The following is an 18698-nucleotide window of genomic DNA, read 5'->3' as shown; positions in this document are numbered from 1 at the left end:
TACAGCAGTTTTACTGTTATGGGATTGTGTTTTTTTATACTTCTTAGACATGCTACCTTTCGTCAAGTAAGGTTTCAGCATAGCGATGAATCAATAATTTTCATAGGTTACATGCGATGCCGAGTTTCCCTCAATAATCAGGCTTAAAAAAAGATGTTCATCGTTATTGACTCTACCACTATGGTATACCCCATACTCAAGATGAGCTCAATAACACCGCGGTGAAAGGAAGATAACAATGTTTCGAATAGGTGATTTCTCCAAGCTGTCCAGGATCAGTATACGGATGCTGCGACACTACAATGATTTAGGTTTACTTGTTCCCGAATACGTTGATGAAATGACGGGCTATCGTTATTACAAGCCAGGGCAGCTCTCGCTTGCGAACCGAATCAACTCCTTAAAGGATATGGGCTTTAGTCTTACGTTAATCGGGCAAATTCTGAAGGAATACGGCGATGAGGAGAGTTTGCGAAAGCATCTCATGATTCAACACGCACAAATGAAAGAACAAGAGCAATTGTTACAGAACAAGCTCTCACTGCTTCAAACAACTATCCAACAACTTGGAAAGGACTGTTTACCTATGAAATATAATGTCACCCTAAAAGAGATTAGTTCAAGATATGTAGCGAGCCTTCGTCAAATCATACCTTCGTACAATCAAGAAGGGCTCTTATGGAACCAACTGATGGAAGAAACGGCAGCACAAAAACTGCAATTTGCAGAACCTTGCATGAGCCTTGCGGTCTTTCACGATGAAGGTTATAAGGAAGCTGATGTTGACGTTGAGATTCAGATTTCTGTCACTGGCAAGTATCAGGACACGGAACATGTCCGTTTCAAGCATGTTCCTCAATTGCTCGTGACTTCTACAATCATTGAGGGAAACTACGATCAATTGGGAGCTGCGAATGAGGTGATTGCAGCTTGGATCTCGGGCAATCAATATGAAATGAACGGGCCTATGTCTACCATTTATCATGTCGGACCTGGCACAGAAGCCAACCCCGACCAGTGGGTAACAGAGATATGTTATCCAGTGAGGAAGCAATAAGAGTTTGTGTTCCACACTTACTATATCCATGGAGAGGCCACCCGATGAATCATCATCCTTGGGTGGCTTACTTGGTTTTGTAACCAATGTATCTTCATTAGTTACTTCAAACTCGCTCATTCGTTCAGGCTCGTAGTGCCCTACAACACACAAAGGGATGTCCCAGGATAATATGACCTGTTCTCGGAATAATTTTCAAATGTTCAGGGGAATTTATTGGGTATTAATCATCGGAAGGCGAGCGATCTAATTATGAATACTCAAACCGCTGTATCATTTTCCTCTATAAATCAAAATATGCAGTACATCCAAAACGCCCTGTTTCAAACGAGTGATCTAAAAACTAGAACTCAAGCTTTTAAAGGAACTTCCGGAATACTTCTGTATCTCGAATCCGTAGCAGATGCTGAACTTATAGAGCGAAACGTTATTACACCATTGAGCAGAAGTGTAGAAGACAAAGAACTGGACGAGCTTTTTACAACCCTCGGTTTTGACCAAGAAACCTCGTTAGATAAGGGTGTCCATGGACTCATAGAAGGAAAATGCCTCTATTTTTTAGAAGGGAACCCCGAGTTTTACATCCTCTCCACACCGGCAAATTACTTACGAAGCGTATCGGAGCCAGAAAACGAAAGTGTCGTTCGAGGTGCTCATAATGGCTTTATCGAAAGTTTGAAAGTGAATTTATACCAAATTCGCAAACAGATCAGCACATCTAATCTCACTATCCGTTACTTCCAGATTGGAGAAAAATCTCCCAAGCAAGTTGCGGTGGTATATTTGCAAGATGTTGCTAATGAAGAGGTATTGCAGAAAGTTGAATCAAGACTAAAAGACATCACTTTGGATGCCATAATCACTACAGGATACATACAGGAAGTAATGGAGGATAATCCGTATTCGATATTCCCCCAGCATCTGAATACAGAGCGTCCCGATTATACCTGTGCACACTTGCTCAGCGGGCATGTAGCCATTCTACTCGATGGTGATCCAACCGCATTGATCGTACCTGTAAACTTTTTCACTTTTTACAAAACTCTTGATGATTATAGTAATCGTTGGATGATCGCCTCCTTTGTTCGCATTATCCGGTTGTTAAGCTTCATAACAGCATTCATGCTGCCCGCTATATATATAGCGACCGTTTCTTATCATTCCAATGTGCTGCCACTACAATTGTTTTTCACGGTTCAAGGTTCATTATCACGTGTACCGTTTCCTCCATTGGTCGAAGCTATGCTGCTTGAGCTCATTTTTGAATTGCTTCGGGAAGCGGGACTTCGTCTTCCTAACCGAGTCGGTCAAACTATAGGCATTGTAGGCGGTTTAGTTATCGGGGATGCCATCGTGAAAGCTGGTTTAATATCGTATACGATGATTATTGTCGTAGCCTTAACTGCCATATCCTCTTTTCTCATTCCTTCCAATGAGATGAGCTCGTCTATTCGCATATTAAGGTTTCCACTGATGGTTGTTGCGTCCATATTCGGATATATCGGAATTTCATTTGGACTGACGATTTTGTTCATCCATTTGGTCAAACTTGAATCCTTTGGAAAGCCATATTTTAACCCGTTGACTCCGTTAAGTTTAAGAGGTCTAAAGGATACGTTTGTACGATTTCCCATTTGGAGTATCCGCAAGCATCAAAGCAGTTCTGATCCTGATGAATAACAGTCCACTTCATGCAGTAAAGGATGAGATATGATGACTCAAAGTGAGAAAATGCTCTCGAAATTGCAGTTTTTCTTTTTTATCATTCAGGCCCAAATCGGGGTTGGTGTTCTTTCGATTCCTCACGAGTTGAATAATAATGCGATGGGCGGTTCGGGTCTCTCCGTTTTGATTGCGGGGTTTGTCACCCAAATTATTATCATTATAATGTGGTTTTTATTGAAGAAGTATCCTGGACTCAGCCTGTTTCATATTTGTCTAAAACTGTGTGGTCCAGTCATAGGCAGATTATTGATTGTTTGTTATATCGGTCACTTCATACTTCTAGCTGCTAATATTTTGCTCAGCACCGTTGATGTTTTGCAAAGCTGGATACTCCTGTCAACACCTAAATGGGTATTGTTAGGTCTCTTCTCGATCATGGCTCTATATCTAGCCAGAGAGAAGCTGACAGTATTGGCCAGATTCTATGCGCTGGCATCTTTTCTGTTTATACCATTGATCTTTTTTGTCAGCTATGGCTTAACTCAATCCCGTGTAGAATATATGTTTCCGCTACTTGAGGCCGGCTACATGAATATTGTAAAAGGTGCCAAAGATGCTACGATTTCCATGTATGGATTTGAGATGATGCTCATCACTTTTCCTTATACACAAGGATCGAACAAACAAAGACTGATGACGATTAGTCTGGCCAATTTGTTCGTCACTTTGTTCTATACATTTGTTGTCGTCACCTGCGTGATGGTATTTAATACCGAGCAGCTACGATTAATACCTGAACCGGTGATTTACCTGATGAAATCCCTTAATTTTTATGTTTTCGATCGTGCAGACGTCCTGTTCTTACCGATATGGGCAATTACGCTTGTATGCTCGATTGTCAGTTATTGTTATGCGCCTTCTATTGGACTTACAGTTTTATTTAAGAGGAGTAATCACAAGAACTTTGCACCCTATGTCATAATTGTAAGTTACATTATCGCGTTGTTTCCTATAACCCCTATGGCCATAAATCAATTAGATAGAGCAGTTGAGTATTCAGCGTACCTTTTTATAGTCGGCATCCCTCTCGTAATGATGATTCTATCTCTCTTTGTCAAAAGGAAGGCCGGTGAATTGGCATGAAACTCATTTCCTATTTCTTGGTGATGCTTCTAGCCCTCGTCTCCCTGACCGGATGTTGGGATCGAGAATATTTGAAAGATATCAATCTTGCTTACAGTGTGGCCTTAGACCTCAAGGATGATGGAAAGATATTTCAAGCGGTCGAAATCATTATCCCTGCTGAAGCAGAACAGACCAGCACGACTAATGAAATTCACACAAGTGAAGGAATGACAACACGCGATGCAAGCAGTGAGATGCGAAAAAAAGATCGAGGTAACTTGAGTTTTATAAAAAATAGCATACAGCTTATAGGAAGTCCTTTAGCAAAGCAAGGTTTGAATTCTGTTCTAAATGTGATTTTCAGGGATCCCAATAACCCGACAGCAAATCTTCGGCTTGTCGTCACTGAAGGTGAAGCTACAAAAATCCTAAGTCAAAAAATGGTTGGAGGAATGAAAGTCGGCGAGTTCATTTCACAGAAAATTAAGAGTTTGGAACGGATGAGTCTATTCTATCCTACAGAAACCGTTGATACCGTGTTCCGATCCTTGAAGGATCCCGGACAGGACTTCGCACTGCCTTATATTGGACAAGAAGGTAAAGAAGTAGTGGCTAAAGGTGTGGCTCTGTTTCATGAACACCATCTCACCGGATCACTAAACGCAGACCAATCCGTTATGTTAGTTCTGCTCAAGGGACGACAGGGAGAAAATGCACGCTTCACCAGAAAAATAGAAATAAGTTATCCGGATAACTTACACGGTACCATGACCTTCAATTTGGCGAAGAAAAAAATAAAACGTAAATTTAACGTGCATGTATCTAAGGACGGAGACATTATTGTGAATTTGAATTTGAAACTCCAAGCCATTGTCGAAGAGTTTACGGAGGACCAAGCGCTCACTGAAAAAAAGCTCGACAGTATTAATCAAAGGCTCTCTGAAATGCTGACGGAAGAGGCAAAAGATGTCATCCGAGAACTTCAAAAGGCGAACTGCGATATTTTCGGCGTAGGGAGAAAAGTGATTGCCTATCATAATAACGTATGGAAAACCAAAAACTGGAGTAAGGATTACCCAAAAGTGCAATTTCATACGAAAGTAGATGTTGAAATCGTAGATACAGGCGTGATTTTTTAGGGAGGTTTGGGCACTAATTTTCGTTGCTCAGTTATTGGTGCCCAAGCTATTCTACATATGTAATCCTCTCTTATAACGACCTTTATACATCGGAATCATTCTCTTCCATTAATGCAGCACAATGATCTATTAACAAACAGAAAGAGCGGTTATGTCCTATAAAAAATGAAGATACGTCATACCTGCCCCATGTAGGTTCGAACGTCACCAACACACGATGTTTCATTACATTCACAACGGTGGCAGCGAATTTATCCGAGGTGCTACCAGCCATTAAAGTAATGTATGCATATAGTGAATGATCCACGGGCTCATCCAGGGGACTTACCCCAGCACAGGAAAATTCGGTTTGTATCCCTAGCCGATTAAGCCTGCTCAATGCGGGATAAATCTCCGAGTCAACGTAGACACCATTAAATAACCTAGTCTTCTTCTCCCCCTTACGAACTTTGGGAGAGCTTGTCCAGCTTATTAATTCCCTTTTCCGGCGTCTCCATTGTTCGTCAGAATGAAGACTCAGCAGCACCTCATTAGAAAAGTCTGCGTCTGCTTTATCTTGGTACATATGATGTTATCCTCCCGTCTAACCGAAACAGCGAGTTATTTGATGAACCGTTACCGTTACTGTTACTGTTACTGTTACTGTTACTGTTACTGTTACTGTTACTGTTACTGTCATGATATCACCTCCATACATAAACTACATAATCGTAATAATCACATTGCTGCAGCCATGGTTTATGAAGCGGTAAAATTTGTGGAATCTCATAACGAAGGATAAACAGGAAAGGACTGTTCACGATGACTGAACAGTCCTTTTTATGTCAGTCGGTTTGCTTGTTACATTCCAACTCTTGAACTACATGATGCTGAGCCCAACCATGTATGTGGGTTGCCTGCCCAACACCAGCCAAGCTTCGGTTTCCCGGCACTAATCCACAAGGCGGTAACCCTGCGGTCTCCACAGCGAGAACCAAGCAGTGAGAAGCCCCTATTTTTCATTAATATATCAGGGTTATGTGTAATAACAGCTATCCCCTCTTCCAGGGTAAGTGGAGAGCGGTTGTCGTTTACAATCGTCTTGAGTGCTTCGTTTGGTGTGACGTTACGAGTTTCTGTACCTGTATCTATATCCATGGCCAGGTATGCTATTCCATTAGGTAGTTCTATCCCCTCAATAGGTTTAAATCTCTGAATGTCATTAGCATCCATAACACTAAATCCTTTTTGATTTTTTCGCTCTACGAGTTGCATCGCCTTCTCTCCATCCACCCACTCGCTTTTGATGACGATGACATAAGGAATATAACCTTCTCGATCTTCCACACTCTTCTCAAACCCTATTGTATTTGTTTTGAGAGGCTGAAGCTGATTTCTGAATTCATCCTCATTTAACCCTGCAATCGCAGGATATCCTTTTTGAATCAAATTCTCTACTTGTTGGTCAAATTCGTTAGTGATCATTCGTTGTTCCCTCTCTTTCTCTGGACAAGCTTTGAAAAGCTCTTTTACCATCAGAGCAATTATGCTATACTCTTTTATCGTACAACATTCATGCTAATTCTAAACTTGCTCGATCAAATCTGTTGTTTTTTCTTAAGTTAATTTAAAAAACTTTATAAGTGTGCTTTAATCTTAATCAGCATGAATGTTGAGGTGAACCCATGAATATAAGACCGATAGATATCGCAACTAAACTTAATATAAGTACAAGTGCCCTAAGAAATTATGAAGCACAGGGAATTGTTCCCCCTACAAAGCGTTCAGCAAGCGGTTATCGGATCTATACAGAGGAGCATATCGCTTATTTTGAATGTATTCAAGCTATGGCCCCAGGTTTTGGGATGGATGTAACGAAAGACGTTTTATGCAAGATTCAATCTGAAGAAGTGGATACTGCACTCCGATTGGTTAACCAAGTTCAGGCCAACCTGTATCGTGATACAATTCTGGCTGAAGAAACATTTCACGTCTTGGCGTCTAATGAACTTAACTTCCTGGATTCAGGTGGAAGCAAAGAATGGATGACCATCGGGGAGGTCTCTGCTGCGACGAACATCCCAAGTTCAACAATCCGATACTGGGAAAAGATCGGACTTATCACTTCTTCACGAGATTCACGAAATAGGTACCGAATATTTAATCAATCTCAAATTCGTAAAATCATCCTGCTTCGCACCTTGCGGCCGGCTGTCTATACATATGACTTAGTGGGGCTTAAACAAGCGATCGGGGCAATGGATCATAACGATCTGGAGCATGCGAAAAAAATCGCTCAAGATTCGCTGGCGTACCTGAACAACATAAACCAAGAACAACTTCGCGGCGGGTACTATTTATACCGTTTATGCCGATTGTTAGATTTAATTGATTAATACCAGATGTAGTCGCACACTTTGTCCGTTACCTGAATGTATTTGGTAAAAATAAACCGTCCCTGCTTCAAGGCCGTTCACTGTGAGCTGGTGAATTTTTGAATGCCCTTCATTAGAGACGGTTGTGATCACTTGCTCCGGTTTTTTGTAATTACCTTGATATCCACTATGGATTCTCTCTGCTAACAGAACATCTACTCTGGAGGATGCCGGCTCAGATGTTTCCCACATGATCGTCATGGAGTCCACCGTAGGCCATTGCAAAATAGGGTCCCTTAATAATTGTTTGCTTTATGCGGGACTCCACAACCGCTGAACATGGCTCAGGTGATTATCTTGGAATTCCAATTTATAAATATCAGGTTTGCTTGTCCCCTTCCAAAATTCAAAGCCATAATTAGAATCGAAATAATTCAATATGATCGTCATTATATTTCCGTGGGTACCAAGCGCGATTTTCTTGCCTTTATATTCCGAGAGCAGTTGCATAATGATCGGTATAGCCCAATCCTGCGTCTGTCGCGTTGTCTCCCCTTCGGGCATGCAATAATCTATATCGATAAAAGATTGTTCAATTCCTATTAACAGCTCCTCATCGGATACAGCTTCATTCAAAGTACCAATTGGTCTTTCAATAAGCTCGTTATACAAAATGATCTCTTTCTGTAGCAGTTCAGCAAGTGGAGCTACTGTTTCTCTTGCCCTGTTATACGAACTGGAGACGATCACATCAATTCCTTCATCTCTTAACAGCTCTGCTACTCTTTTAGCATCAGATTTCCCTTGATCGTTCAAGCTCGCACCTCCCGAGCGCTCAAGTTCCAAAGAAAATGGAGCAATTCCATGACGAACAAAATACAGATATGTTTTCATTGTTCACCCATCCCCCAATTTTTTAAGTAATAATAACTTAATATACTTGTTAGTTGAAGAGATTGTAAAGTCTTAAAAGAGCTGTGCAAGTGTCGGAGACTACAACACTCACACAGCTCTATCTCAACCATAGCATTTCATTTAATGACACCGTCAAGAGAAACGAACTCCGATACTTTTCAAAAAACCACGTATAGTTAAGATTCTACAACAGCAAGCTCATCAAGTGCCAATTTCGCCTGTTTCCGTGCATTTTCAACCGAATCGGACGTTGATAAAGCGACCGCCATTCTCCGACCTGCCTTTGTAACCGGCTTGCCAAATACACGAACCTGCGTGTTCGGGACCGATAATGCCTTCTCCACACCGGTAATACAATAGTGTTCGAGTTCAAGGCTTGCTTTCAATGGACGGCTGGCTCCCGGCGTCATAAGTACAATTTCAGGGATTGGATAACCGAGGATCGCACGGACGTGTAATGCAAATTCAGAAAGATTTTGCGTTACGAGTGTCACTAGTCCAGTATCATGCGGCCGCGGAGAAACTTCGCTGAAATAAACTTTATCCTCCGTTAAAAAGAGTTCAACACCAAACAGACCATATCCGCCTAGTTCGTCTGTTATGGCTCCAGCAATATGCTTAGCTTCTTTAATCTGATCCTCTGTCATATCATGCGGCTGCCAGGACTCAATGTAATCCCCGTTTTCTTGAATATGTCCGATTGGTGCGCAGAAGCTTGTTCCGTTTACGGAACGAACCGTGAGCAGTGTGATTTCAGACTCAAAGCAGATGAACTCCTCAATAATAACCCGCCCGTTCTGAACCCGGCCACCTTCCATTGCTACGTTCCAGCACTGTTCAATGTCCTTCTCTTCACGGCAAACACTTTGTCCTTTTCCTGAAGAACTCATCAGAGGTTTGATAACGCAAGGATACCCCATCTCCTTTACCGCTTGAACAAACTGATCATACGTGTCAGCAAATTTATAACCGGCTGTTGGCAGGCCCAGTTTCTCTGATGCAAGACGTCTAATCCCTTCCCGATCCATCGTCAGCTTCGCAGCGCGGGCTGTTGGAATGACCCGATGGCCTTCTTCCTCCAGTTTTAAAAGCTCTGAAGTCGCTAATGCTTCAATCTCGGGTACAATAAGATCCGGTTTTTCCTGTTCGATAATTTCCCGCAACCGCTCACCATCCAGCATATCGATCACATAATGACGGTGGGCTACCTGCATGGCAGGTGCATGAGCGTAACGATCAACCGCTACCGTCTCAACTCCCAGACGCTGAGCTTCGATCAAAACTTCCTTTCCTAGTTCTCCCGAACCGAGCAGCATTATTTTCTTAGTTTGCAACATTGGCATATCCCCCATTTTACCGCTCATAGCGGTAGTTTATTCTTGCGAGATAAGGATGCAGTTCACCCCGAAGTCTAAGCTTGCTTATCTCAAAAATAAAAGAGGCAAGGAGAAAGAAACTCCTTACCTCTGCCCAGGCGTACGGCCGCTGCCATTCATGTGCTCCCTCATGGTTCCCCATGTTCCGCCAGTCACACATAAGCATTTCATTTGTCATGTAAATCATACTGAAATCTTCGCCTATTTGCAACATGAAGGGGTACTTTTATTGGTGAGTTTGGATTTTGCCTATAATGGAATTTTTCCGCTGCAAGCCCACCAGTTTTTCCACCGGTTGGCCGTTTTTAAATAGAATCAGTGTCGGAAGACCCATCACGCCATACTTAGAAGAGAGCTCGGGCTCTTCATCTGCATTCACTTTACCGATGACTATAGAATCTTGTAGTTCGACGGAAAGCTCTTCCACAATGGGAAGCTGCATTTTACAAGGTCCGCACCAAGGCGCCCAAAAATCAACCAGCGTTAAACCTTTGTCGATGAGTTCTGAAAAATTCTCTTTTGTCATTGTCTCAAGCATTCTGCTATCCCCTTTGTAAATAAAATTGTTTATAACTCGGTATTCAAAGCTTTTTCCAGAGCATGAAGCACTGCTATTATTTCCTTTGCCAAACCATTGTCCGTGATGTCTCCCGCTGCATTCATTTTCAAACTTATTTGTGGAATACACATCGTTCCCCCAGAGACTATATGTGCATTCAACATATTCAGAGTCATTAAAAGTGACGCATGAGCATTTTCACCGCCTGAAGGATGTGGTGAGGCACTCAGCACACCTGTCGGTTTGTTATATAACTCACTCGATGACACCGTCCAGTCAATCGCGTTCTTAAGAACGCCTGGCACACCACTTGCATATTCCGGTGTGCTAATTAACACGCTGTCAGCGGCCTTAAGTTGTGTCCGAAAATCGATCACAGCTTCCGGTACTTCCTCTCCGTCGATTTCGGGATTGAAATGCGGAAGATCACCTAATCCATCGAAAATCGTCAACTTAACATGTTTAGGAGCCAAAGTGGCAGCTGCACGTAACAGATTCGTATTAGACGAACCGTTACGGAGACTTCCGGATATACCTATAATGTGAATCGTTGGCTCATTCATTGTTACATCCCACTTTCAAGGAATTGATTTCACTGGCTGGATGTTCTTCAATAATCGAACTTATGCGTTCCTCCAGATTTGACTTTATGCTCTCAAGCTGCTTGATTTGATCATCAATTTCTTTCAGTTTCTGTTGATATACCGGAAGAACCTCTTTACAAAATGCTTCTTTGTTCATCAACACGCAATTCAGAAAGCCGGCGATTTGTTCAGTAGTCAAACCTAATTTCAAGTAAAATTGAATAGTCTGCACTTGTTCAATCATGAATGAGGAATATTCACGATATCCGTTATCATGCCGTTTGGGAGCAAGCAATCCCTGCTGCTCATAATAACGAAGAGAGCGGATGCTGACTCCGGTTCGATTGGCGAGTTCTCCAATTCTCAAGTGTCATGCCTCCAATTGTAATTGTATGGGTCTAATCTGATTATAAACGATGACACTAATGTCAGGGTCAACATGAATTTAATAAAAGAAAAAAGCTCAGAGTTAATTATCTGAGCTTTTTTCTTTTATTATAGGTGTTTTCAATTAATGCAATCATTAAACTGTCTATAAATCTTTTTTTAGATAGTAATGCTTAAAATCTCTTCCGACATTATCAAGGGTACCAAACTCTTGAAACCCGTGTTTTTTATAAAAATCTAATGCTTGAAAACTTAAAGTATCTACTTTTATGAAGTCACAACTCGTCTCCAAAGCTATTTGTTCTATTTCTAATAATAGTTTAGTTCCATAACCCGATTTACGCATGTCTTCATCAATTATAAAAGTATGAATCTCTAACCAATTCCAGCAAATTTCACCTAATATTCCCCCGCGAACCTTGCCATTTTCATCCTTCAGAAATAAATTAATTTCTTGGTATCTCCCACCTAAATCTACTGGGAAATTCTTTAAATTAAACTCATAAAGCTGATTATTAATATGATACTTATCATTTTTATTTAGTTCTTTAGTAATATGTAAATTCATTATGTAGGTGTTTCTCCTCTTCTTCCAACAGTATAAAAAATACCTCCTCATTATGAATTTTTCAATTCATTCATGAGGAGACATTTATCATAATATTAATTCATCAGATTTACTCTTCAGAATCCACGTTATGATACACTTGCTGAACATCTTCCAGATCTTCCAGAGCATCAATCAATTTTTCGAATTGTGGTACGGCATCTGCAGGAAGTTCAACATAGTTTTGCGCAAGCATCGTTAATTCAGCAACGGTAAAATCAGAAATACCAACGTTTCTGAACGCTTCTTGCACCTCATGGAACTGATCCGGTTCCGCATATACAATGACAGACTCATCTTCTTCCATGATATCGCGAACCTCTACATCAGCTTCCATCAACAGCTCAAATACTTCATCCAAGCTCTTGCCTGTAACACCAATAACAGCGGTCGCATCAAACATATACGCGACAGATCCACTCACACCCATGTTTCCGCCGTTTTTATTAAATGCGGAACGAACATCAGAAGCTGTACGGTTGACGTTATTCGTCAATGTATCTACGATGACCATGGCTCCGTTCGGTCCAAAACCTTCGTACCGAAGCTCTGTATACGTTTCTTCCGCACTGCCTTTAGCTTTATCCAAGGCGCGGTCAATAATAGCTTTAGGTACGTTATATGTTTTTGCTCTCTCAAGTACAACTTTTAAGGCGCGGTTAGATTCTGGATCTGGCTCACCTTTTTTTGCTGCTACATAGATTTCAACCCCGAACTTTGCATAAATACGACTTGTATTTGCATCCTTTGAGGCTTTCTTCTCTTTGATATTATTCCATTTACGACCCATGCTGTTCCCGCTTTCTTTATGAATTTTACAACCCTATTATAGCATTATAACCTATGATGAAAAAACTCCCCTATATAAAAGAAGTTATGTTATTGAACATTTCTCCAAACAGTCCGATATTTCTTCTGATATTTCAGCTCATCATAAAAACGTCTTAAGCCTTGAAGAATGTCATAGCGTATTAATGTGTAGTTTTTCTCATTGGTGCAATCTCTAAATTCGGCTGACCAAGGTCATTGGAGATCCAAAAGGAGGATGATTCACTTGAAAGTCGGAGCTGCGCGTAAGGCTGCTATTGAATGGGTTGATCAATACGCTTCTCAAGATAAAGGCTTCCGCGGGGCTTATTTCAGTGGTTCAACTGTAGGTCAACCAGAAGACGAGGAATTGTCCGCATCATCAGATATTGATGTTGTGATTGTAACTGAAGCGGACGCTCCCCCCATTAAACTCGGGAAGTTTGATTATAAGGGAGCACTCGTGGAGGTCACTTATTTATCTTGGAAGCAACTAGAGTCTCCCGAAGAAGTTCTAACTTCCTATCATCTGGCAGGTAGCTTCCGTATGGATAGTATTATCTCGGATCCAACAGGACATCTGCGTAAACTTCAGATACAAGTATCGCAGCACTTCGCGGAGTGGGCTTGGGTGCACCGCAGGTGTGGGAACGCACGGGAAAGAATCGAAATCGGGCTGAAGACGATCGATACATCGGCCCCCCTCTTTGACCGGATCACCTCATGGCTATTTCCAACCGGTGTAACCACGCATGTTCTCCTGGTGGCTGCACTTCGCAACCCCACGGTTAGGCTGAGGTACCTTGCTGCTCGAGAGGTGCTAATCAGTTACGGTCATATGGATATTTACCAGGAATTGTTGGAACTGCTAGGATGTCATCTTATGACACCTCGGCGAGTCGATTATCATGTTAGACAACTGGCTCGTACTTTCGACGTTGCAGCAAAAGTGGCCAAGACACCGTTCTTCTTCAGTACTGACATTACCACTTCGGCACGGCCGATTGCCATTGATGGAAGCCTCAAATTAATACAGACCGGCTTCCATCACGAAGCCGTTTTCTGGATCGTTGCTACCTTTGCCCGATGTCATAAAATATTGGCAGCTGACGGTTCACCTGAACTACAGCATGAATTATTACCGGCCTTTGAGGAGATCATTGCAGACCTTGGCATTACCTCTACAGATATCCTGCTTGATCGGGCTGAGAAGGTCATTCATTACTTACCCAGACTCTGGGATATAGCTGAACAGATCATGTCCGTTAACCCTCACATCGTGAATAAGAAATTCTAGCTGACCTTAGGGAAAGCTCTTTATGATTTTGTTCTTCTCAAAATGCTTGTTCGTGAATATTTTCGTTTTTCCGAAACAGAGGAGCTAATACCAACGAACCCAAAATAAATAAACCTGCACTTATGCTAAATACGATAAACAGTGAAAACTGTCCCTTCAGATAACCAGAGAATGACATACCTAGAACCATCATCCCCATGAATACCGGCGTTATGGCTCCTCCTACTCTGCCGATATATGAGGCTTCTGTATTTTTCATTATAAGTGTTTGGATGCCGACTTGAATACATGGATAAAAAAATCCGCTAATCACCTCAAAGACTATGGTCCAGATAACTACCGTGGAAGATCCGATACCAACAGTCACCAAAGCACTAACAACCAAACCGATCGAAAGTAAAATGTGAGGCTTCACTTTTGAAGCCAATCCGATAATAGCGACGCCTCCTACGAGCATGGCAGCACCATTCGCCATAAGCAGCCACTGTAGAAACGTTTTGTCTTGCCCAAGCTTTTCAATCGTAATAAACAGCATCAAGGGCTGGATCAGACCAACCGCCAGTCCGCTGGCCGCAAATGTTGCGCTTAACGTTCTTAATTGAACGTTATTCCATACATACTTCAATCCATCTTTCATTTCTCCGACAAAATTGTTGTTGGCATCGGCTAACGTATCTTTTTTATCCCGAGGAAGTCTGGTTAATACGAGTGCCGATCCGAGAAACATAAGTGCAGTTAAACCAAGAGAAATCTCAATGCCGTATTGCAGAAAAATAAATGAGCCTAATACGGGACCGAGAACCATAAAGACGGCCACTAAGGACTGAGACAGTGCCATGACACTTTGAACCTGCTCACCAGGCACATGTTCCTTGTAAAATTTCATCGCAGAGGGCTGCGAAAATTGAGACAAACTGGCGGATACGAGCGTACCCAGCAGCAGTGCGTACCATCCTCCATATACAAGAGCGAGCAGAACGATCAACACAGATATGGCGGATAGCATATCGCACCATACCATGGTCCGTTTGGGTCTCCATCGATCAGCAAACGTTCCACCTATAATGGCAAAAATGAAGATCGGCGCGTACTCAACAACCGAAATAAGTGAAACATACAACGGATCATTATTCGTTAAATTTGTTACATATAGCAGTATTGCAAAATTTCGTATCCATATTCCAAGCTGAAGAAACACCCTGGATAGGATGATCGTTCTTACATAACGATTCTTTAACACAACTTATCATTCCTTTGATTTAAGAATACATGAATCAACCTCAACATCAACCTGCAGACTCCAATAACATTATGATAAAACCATGTGTCGACTCCACAGCTTCAATATGTAGACAGTATATTCATTTGTCTATAAAATTACAATAGTTCATTTGATTTTTTTGTGGACTTTTTCGTTTTCTGTCTACATATAAATAAACACATATCATTTATGTTTGTTCATTCCTTTGAATTACATTCAATCACTATTATGGTCAAGAGTTGATCTTACTACCTCCCAGCGGTATGATTAACTCACAGTTTAGAGTGAGAGGCATGTGTGAATACATGATTAAGAACGAAAAGATTAAAGCCGCAGAAGTGGAACTTACTGGGATCCATGGAGAAAATTTAGGAGTTGTTCCAACTACAGAGGCGCTTGAGCTGGCTCGGAAGTTAAAGGTGGACCTTGTCTGCACTTCCCTATTCAGCAGTCCTCCGCCTTGCCGTCTGATATCATCAGGAACGGTTAAGGAAGAACGCCAACAAGCTCGCAAGAAAGAGCAGCCCGCTAAACTCAAAGAAATACGATTAACTCCAAATATTGAAGAACATGATTATGATACGAAGAGAACTCAAGCGGATAAACTTCTCCGTGCCGGAAATTCTGTAGCACTAGTTGTCCGAGTGCAAGGTAAAGAAGGGGCCAAAGCCAAGGTTCTTTTAGAGGAATTGATTCAAGATCTGAAAGAAGTGGGTATTAAAAAAACCGGCATTCAATTGAGCGGTAAACAAGCGATGGTCCAGCTCGATCCGCGATAAGGAAAGATTCAAACAGAATAATAGGTATCATACAAATGTATAAAGGGGCTCTCCAACTGTTACTTTGGATCAGCCCCTCTTTTTTTATGAATGTTAGTTAAACAGCTCTTTTAATTCTGATATGTGCAAACCCGATAATAGATGACTTGTCCCAATTAATCCGTGTCAAGTAAAAAGAAGTGCTCCGTTAGCTTAACTTCATTATTCCGTCTATAATATATTATTATGTTCAAGAGATCGGAAATGAATTGAGCCATGAATCAACAACAAACCAAGGAGCTAAAAAATAATGAATATTAACACAAACAATCCTCAAGCGATTGATGTCATTCACGTATTGATCAGAGCGACACATTCTGTCCAAAGGGAATTTATGTCGCAATTATCCGCTCTCAACACACCATTTCACATATCGGGTCCGCGTTTACAAGTACTTTCTATCGTTTCAGAAGCAGGAAAGATTCGTATGAACGAATTAGCTGCTAAGTTGGGCGTTAAGGCACGTACGGTTACTGATTTTGTTGATGGTCTGGAAAAAGAAAATCTTCTAGTTCGCACCCCCGACCCAACAGATCGACGGGCAACCCTTATCCAGCTAACGGAGCTGGCAGAAAACAATATTAGTGGAATCCTTGACATACAAACAAATATCGCTGATAAGTTAATTAAAAAACTCAATTCTAAGCAGCGTAAAGAGCTTCTTGATATATTATTTCTGCTTATAGAGGATAAAGAAATGACGACGATATGTGACGACACCATAAAAGAGTAACCAGATGGATTGGCAGTAAGGTTCCAATACACATTACAAAGGAAATTATGATCGATGTATCATATTTTTGAAGGAGTTCAATCATTTGCATTTACTGTATAAGGATCATGTTAACGATCAAGAAATCACTGTACTGGACACTCCAAAATTGTATGGTGAGAATGGGAATTTTCGAGTATTACAGTTTTCTAATGAGGCGATACAGGGCGCTCTGGATCTTAATCATCCGGAACGTATCTTGTTTGAATATCCCCGAGCCATGATCCATCTCATGGAGTTGAATGACCCGTCTTTCGAAGACTTGTTTGTAATCGGGCATGGGATTGGGACTATCCCGCGTTATTGTGCGGATAAACGATGTAAAGTCGCAGAACTCGATGCTAGAATCGTGGAGTTAAGCAGAAAGTACTTCGGGTACAACGGGGATAATGTCATTGTTGCCGATGGACGTCAAATTCTCGAGGGTGAAGATCCGGAAGCCTATGACTTCATTATTTTAGACGCGTTTACCGATAAAGGAACACCGCAGCATTTAACATCGTGGGAATTTTTTAAGATGACATCAGAGAAGTTGGATTCCCATGGGGCAATCATCCTAAATCTCATGGGAAGAAGTGAACATGATCATCACGTAAACGCGATACACACTACTCTTCGCGAATGCTATCCTTATGTTAAATCTTTTGCTCTCCCCGCTGAAGGTGCTTCAGATATCCAAAATATTCTAATAGTCGGCGGGAAGACCTCCATCCAGTTCCAAGCCCGACATATGTCTGGTTTCTCTGAGATTGAACTTGGTGAGGGGTATATCATTAGAGACGCTCACTCCCTTACATAATCAACCTATTCGTGTTATAGAGGAAATGAGAGAGATTCCGTATTAAATAAAGAATAGAGGTTTTCTTATGAGTGATTATCAGTTAATAAATGACTATAAGAACATGAAACCTATAAGGAAAGCTTTACCGAATTAGCTAAAATGATCTTTGAGATTGATTTTAAAAAGTGGTACGAAAAAGGGTGTTGGAACGACAACTATATTTGTTATTCATACGTTGATGGAGATAAAGTGATCGCAAATGCCTCCATAACTAAAATGACGGTTGTATCTAATGGTAAAGAATATAAAGCTATACAAGTTGGCACGGTAATGACGCATCCTGATTATCGTAATCAAGGTTTATCTGGGAAACTGATGAACCACATCATTGAAAAATACGAAAATGAATACGACTTTATCTACTTATTTGCAAATGAATCCGTTCTAGATTTTTATCCTAAATTTGGATTTGTAAAAGTACAAGAAAGTAGTTTTTCATTAAACGTTTCAGATCTAAAAAAACGACCAGATAAAACACATTACTTACGCAAGTTAGATACGAATAATACAAATGATTTCCAAATGATGGAGGAATTTTCCGTTGAAAGAATACCTGTATCTTCTATATTTGGGGTGAAGAATAATGAATCTCTACTAATGTTTTACTTTATCCTGGCATTTAATGACGCGATTTATTACATTGAAGAGGATGATGTCATTGTTATGTATAAACAAGAGGATCATCATCTTCATATTTTTGATATAATCAGCAAAAAAAGAGTTGAATTAGATTCAATATTAAATCACATTGTTTCTGCTGATACGGAAATCATTCATTTCCATTTCACACCTGATTATGATAATAAGAACATCTATACAGAATTCATAACAGAGAGTGATGATACATTGTTCGTCCGTCCATTATTAGAAGATGAAACAAAACCGTTTTTATTTCCGTTAACATCACATTCATAAAATTCAACCAAGGAATAGGACCTCCAACAGGTCCTATTTCTTTTCTTCATTATCAACATTATTAATGAACAGAGCTTTTAAAAATGGCTATGTTAAATCATAATGTTGATTTTGGACCATAGAAAAACCGCTCAAAGAAAAAGAGCGGTTTTTGAACTATCGTATCCGTTAGTTAAGTGAATAGGCATGCTGCTTTTGGCGGTGTATTGATACTGATTT

The 18698-nt window shown here is 40.9% G+C and carries 21 protein-coding genes and 1 riboswitch; of the genes, 10 read left to right on the top strand and 11 right to left on the bottom strand.

All coding sequences use genetic code 11. The annotated features are described in order from the left end of the window. The first annotated feature begins 238 nt into the window (after positions 1-238). The 4 genes from B9N86_RS11605 to B9N86_RS11590 all read left to right on the top strand — a co-directional run bounded on the left by B9N86_RS11605 (position 239) and on the right by B9N86_RS11590 (position 4986). A complete protein-coding gene (locus B9N86_RS11605) occupies positions 239-1057 on the top strand; it encodes a MerR family transcriptional regulator (protein ID WP_208919359.1) in 819 nt (272 codons plus the stop codon). 297 nt (positions 1058-1354) lie between these two features. Further along, a complete protein-coding gene (locus tag B9N86_RS11600) occupies positions 1355-2737 on the top strand; it encodes a spore germination protein (protein WP_208920249.1) in 1383 nt (460 codons plus the stop codon). 30 nt (positions 2738-2767) lie between these two features. After that, positions 2768-3865 carry a GerAB/ArcD/ProY family transporter gene (locus tag B9N86_RS11595; RefSeq protein ID WP_210190664.1) on the top strand — a complete coding sequence of 366 codons (1098 nt, stop codon included), beginning with the start codon at positions 2768-2770 and terminating at the stop codon, positions 3863-3865. Next, positions 3862-4986 (top strand): Ger(x)C family spore germination protein, encoded by a 1125-nt coding sequence (locus tag B9N86_RS11590; protein ID WP_208919357.1) that lies wholly within the window; start codon positions 3862-3864, stop codon positions 4984-4986. The genes B9N86_RS11595 and B9N86_RS11590 overlap by 4 nt, the downstream gene beginning before the upstream one ends. 82 nt (positions 4987-5068) lie before the next feature. Here the strand turns inward: B9N86_RS11590 and B9N86_RS11585 are convergent, their stop codons facing one another. Next, positions 5069-5551: a hypothetical protein gene (locus B9N86_RS11585; RefSeq protein WP_208919356.1), complete on the bottom strand. Its 483-nt coding sequence runs from the start codon at positions 5549-5551 to the stop codon at positions 5069-5071. Positions 5552-5826: 275 nt separating this feature from the next. Beyond that, a complete protein-coding gene (locus B9N86_RS11580; RefSeq protein ID WP_208919355.1) occupies positions 5827-6450 on the bottom strand; it encodes a DUF5701 family protein in 624 nt (207 codons plus the stop codon). Positions 6451-6650: 200 nt separating this feature from the next. Between B9N86_RS11580 and B9N86_RS11575 the strand changes: the two genes are divergently transcribed. After that, positions 6651-7361, top strand: a complete 711-nt coding sequence (locus B9N86_RS11575) for a MerR family DNA-binding transcriptional regulator (RefSeq protein ID WP_208919354.1) — start codon at positions 6651-6653, stop codon at positions 7359-7361. Here B9N86_RS11575 and B9N86_RS11570 read toward each other — a convergent pair. The 8 genes from B9N86_RS11570 to B9N86_RS11530 all read right to left on the bottom strand — a co-directional run bounded on the left by B9N86_RS11570 (position 7350) and on the right by B9N86_RS11530 (position 12558). After that, positions 7350-7625 (bottom strand): fibronectin type III domain-containing protein, encoded by a 276-nt coding sequence (locus B9N86_RS11570; RefSeq protein ID WP_244563037.1) that lies wholly within the window; start codon positions 7623-7625, stop codon positions 7350-7352. The genes B9N86_RS11575 and B9N86_RS11570 overlap by 12 nt on opposite strands. A gap of 27 nt (positions 7626-7652) precedes the next feature. After that, complete coding sequence (locus B9N86_RS11565) at positions 7653-8234, bottom strand: histidine phosphatase family protein (protein ID WP_208919353.1); 582 nt, start codon at positions 8232-8234, stop codon at positions 7653-7655. 197 nt (positions 8235-8431) lie between these two features. Continuing rightward, complete coding sequence (gene purT / locus B9N86_RS11560) at positions 8432-9592, bottom strand: phosphoribosylglycinamide formyltransferase 2 (protein ID WP_208919352.1); 1161 nt, start codon at positions 9590-9592, stop codon at positions 8432-8434. Positions 9593-9716: 124 nt separating this feature from the next. Next, a riboswitch (ZMP/ZTP riboswitch) is annotated at positions 9717-9797 on the bottom strand. Positions 9798-9857: 60 nt separating this feature from the next. Next, positions 9858-10169 carry a thioredoxin gene (trxA, locus tag B9N86_RS11550; protein WP_208919350.1) on the bottom strand — a complete coding sequence of 104 codons (312 nt, stop codon included), beginning with the start codon at positions 10167-10169 and terminating at the stop codon, positions 9858-9860. Between the two features lie 29 nt (positions 10170-10198). Then, positions 10199-10753, bottom strand: coding sequence for an NADPH-dependent FMN reductase (locus B9N86_RS11545; RefSeq protein WP_208919349.1), 555 nt, complete (start codon positions 10751-10753; stop codon positions 10199-10201). Beyond that, positions 10746-11141, bottom strand: coding sequence for a MerR family transcriptional regulator (locus tag B9N86_RS11540; RefSeq protein WP_208919348.1), 396 nt, complete (start codon positions 11139-11141; stop codon positions 10746-10748). Before B9N86_RS11540 ends, B9N86_RS11545 begins: the two co-directional genes overlap by 8 nt. 165 nt (positions 11142-11306) lie before the next feature. Further along, on the bottom strand, positions 11307-11729 hold the full coding sequence (locus B9N86_RS11535; protein WP_208919347.1) for a GNAT family N-acetyltransferase: 423 nt from the start codon (positions 11727-11729) through the stop codon (positions 11307-11309). Between the two features lie 109 nt (positions 11730-11838). Next, the gene (locus B9N86_RS11530) at positions 11839-12558 is read right to left on the bottom strand and encodes a YebC/PmpR family DNA-binding transcriptional regulator (RefSeq protein ID WP_208919346.1); all 720 of its coding nucleotides are present in this window, start codon (positions 12556-12558) and stop codon (positions 11839-11841) included. Positions 12559-12813: 255 nt separating this feature from the next. Here B9N86_RS11530 and B9N86_RS11525 point away from each other — a divergent pair, with 255 nt between their 5' ends. Continuing rightward, positions 12814-13872, top strand: a complete 1059-nt coding sequence (locus B9N86_RS11525; RefSeq protein ID WP_342193802.1) for a hypothetical protein — start codon at positions 12814-12816, stop codon at positions 13870-13872. A 37-nt stretch (positions 13873-13909) separates the two neighbouring features. On the opposite strand, the gene B9N86_RS11520 is transcribed toward B9N86_RS11525, so the two are convergent. Next, complete coding sequence (locus tag B9N86_RS11520) at positions 13910-15112, bottom strand: MFS transporter (protein WP_208919344.1); 1203 nt, start codon at positions 15110-15112, stop codon at positions 13910-13912. A 326-nt stretch (positions 15113-15438) separates the two neighbouring features. Here B9N86_RS11520 and infC point away from each other — a divergent pair, with 326 nt between their 5' ends. The 4 genes from infC (at position 15439) to B9N86_RS11500 (ending at position 18479) form a co-directional block, all read left to right on the top strand. Beyond that, a complete protein-coding gene (infC, locus tag B9N86_RS11515; RefSeq protein WP_208919343.1) occupies positions 15439-15912 on the top strand; it encodes a translation initiation factor IF-3 in 474 nt (157 codons plus the stop codon). 295 nt (positions 15913-16207) lie between these two features. Further along, entirely contained in the window at positions 16208-16684 is a 477-nt protein-coding gene (locus tag B9N86_RS11510; protein ID WP_208920245.1) for a MarR family winged helix-turn-helix transcriptional regulator, read from the top strand. Between the two features lie 67 nt (positions 16685-16751). Then, complete coding sequence (locus B9N86_RS11505; protein ID WP_208919342.1) at positions 16752-17522, top strand: spermidine synthase; 771 nt, start codon at positions 16752-16754, stop codon at positions 17520-17522. A gap of 141 nt (positions 17523-17663) precedes the next feature. Continuing rightward, on the top strand, positions 17664-18479 hold the full coding sequence (locus B9N86_RS11500; protein WP_342193800.1) for a GNAT family N-acetyltransferase: 816 nt from the start codon (positions 17664-17666) through the stop codon (positions 18477-18479). The last annotated feature ends 219 nt before the right edge of the window (positions 18480-18698 follow it).

Source organism: Paenibacillus uliginis N3/975, from assembly GCF_900177425.1.
Lineage (GTDB): Bacteria > Bacillota > Bacilli > Paenibacillales > Paenibacillaceae > Paenibacillus_AQ > Paenibacillus_AQ uliginis.
Note: the sequence above shows the minus strand (reverse complement) of the source record. Positions and strands in the feature narration are given on the sequence as shown.

Excerpts from the sequence above, each read along its gene's own strand:
- B9N86_RS11545 (WP_208919349.1), bottom strand. The coding sequence starts at position 10,753 with ATGAATGAGCCAACGATTCACATTATAGGTATATCCGGAAGTCTCCGT.
- B9N86_RS11580 (WP_208919355.1), bottom strand. The coding sequence starts at position 6,450 with ATGATCACTAACGAATTTGACCAACAAGTAGAGAATTTGATTCAAAAA.
- B9N86_RS11525 (WP_342193802.1), top strand. The coding sequence starts at position 12,814 with ATGATTCACTTGAAAGTCGGAGCTGCGCGTAAGGCTGCTATTGAATGG.
- B9N86_RS11530 (WP_208919346.1), bottom strand. The coding sequence starts at position 12,558 with ATGGGTCGTAAATGGAATAATATCAAAGAGAAGAAAGCCTCAAAGGAT.
- B9N86_RS11535 (WP_208919347.1), bottom strand. The coding sequence starts at position 11,729 with ATGAATTTACATATTACTAAAGAACTAAATAAAAATGATAAGTATCAT.
- B9N86_RS11595 (WP_210190664.1), top strand. The coding sequence starts at position 2,768 with ATGATGACTCAAAGTGAGAAAATGCTCTCGAAATTGCAGTTTTTCTTT.
- B9N86_RS11575 (WP_208919354.1), top strand. The coding sequence starts at position 6,651 with ATGAATATAAGACCGATAGATATCGCAACTAAACTTAATATAAGTACA.
- B9N86_RS11590 (WP_208919357.1), top strand. The coding sequence starts at position 3,862 with ATGAAACTCATTTCCTATTTCTTGGTGATGCTTCTAGCCCTCGTCTCC.
- infC (WP_208919343.1), top strand. The coding sequence starts at position 15,439 with ATGATTAAGAACGAAAAGATTAAAGCCGCAGAAGTGGAACTTACTGGG.
- purT (WP_208919352.1), bottom strand. The coding sequence starts at position 9,592 with ATGTTGCAAACTAAGAAAATAATGCTGCTCGGTTCGGGAGAACTAGGA.
- B9N86_RS11605 (WP_208919359.1), top strand. The coding sequence starts at position 239 with ATGTTTCGAATAGGTGATTTCTCCAAGCTGTCCAGGATCAGTATACGG.
- B9N86_RS11600 (WP_208920249.1), top strand. The coding sequence starts at position 1,355 with ATGCAGTACATCCAAAACGCCCTGTTTCAAACGAGTGATCTAAAAACT.
- B9N86_RS11565 (WP_208919353.1), bottom strand. The coding sequence starts at position 8,234 with ATGAAAACATATCTGTATTTTGTTCGTCATGGAATTGCTCCATTTTCT.
- B9N86_RS11585 (WP_208919356.1), bottom strand. The coding sequence starts at position 5,551 with ATGTACCAAGATAAAGCAGACGCAGACTTTTCTAATGAGGTGCTGCTG.
- trxA (WP_208919350.1), bottom strand. The coding sequence starts at position 10,169 with ATGCTTGAGACAATGACAAAAGAGAATTTTTCAGAACTCATCGACAAA.
- B9N86_RS11500 (WP_342193800.1), top strand. The coding sequence starts at position 17,664 with ATGATCTTTGAGATTGATTTTAAAAAGTGGTACGAAAAAGGGTGTTGG.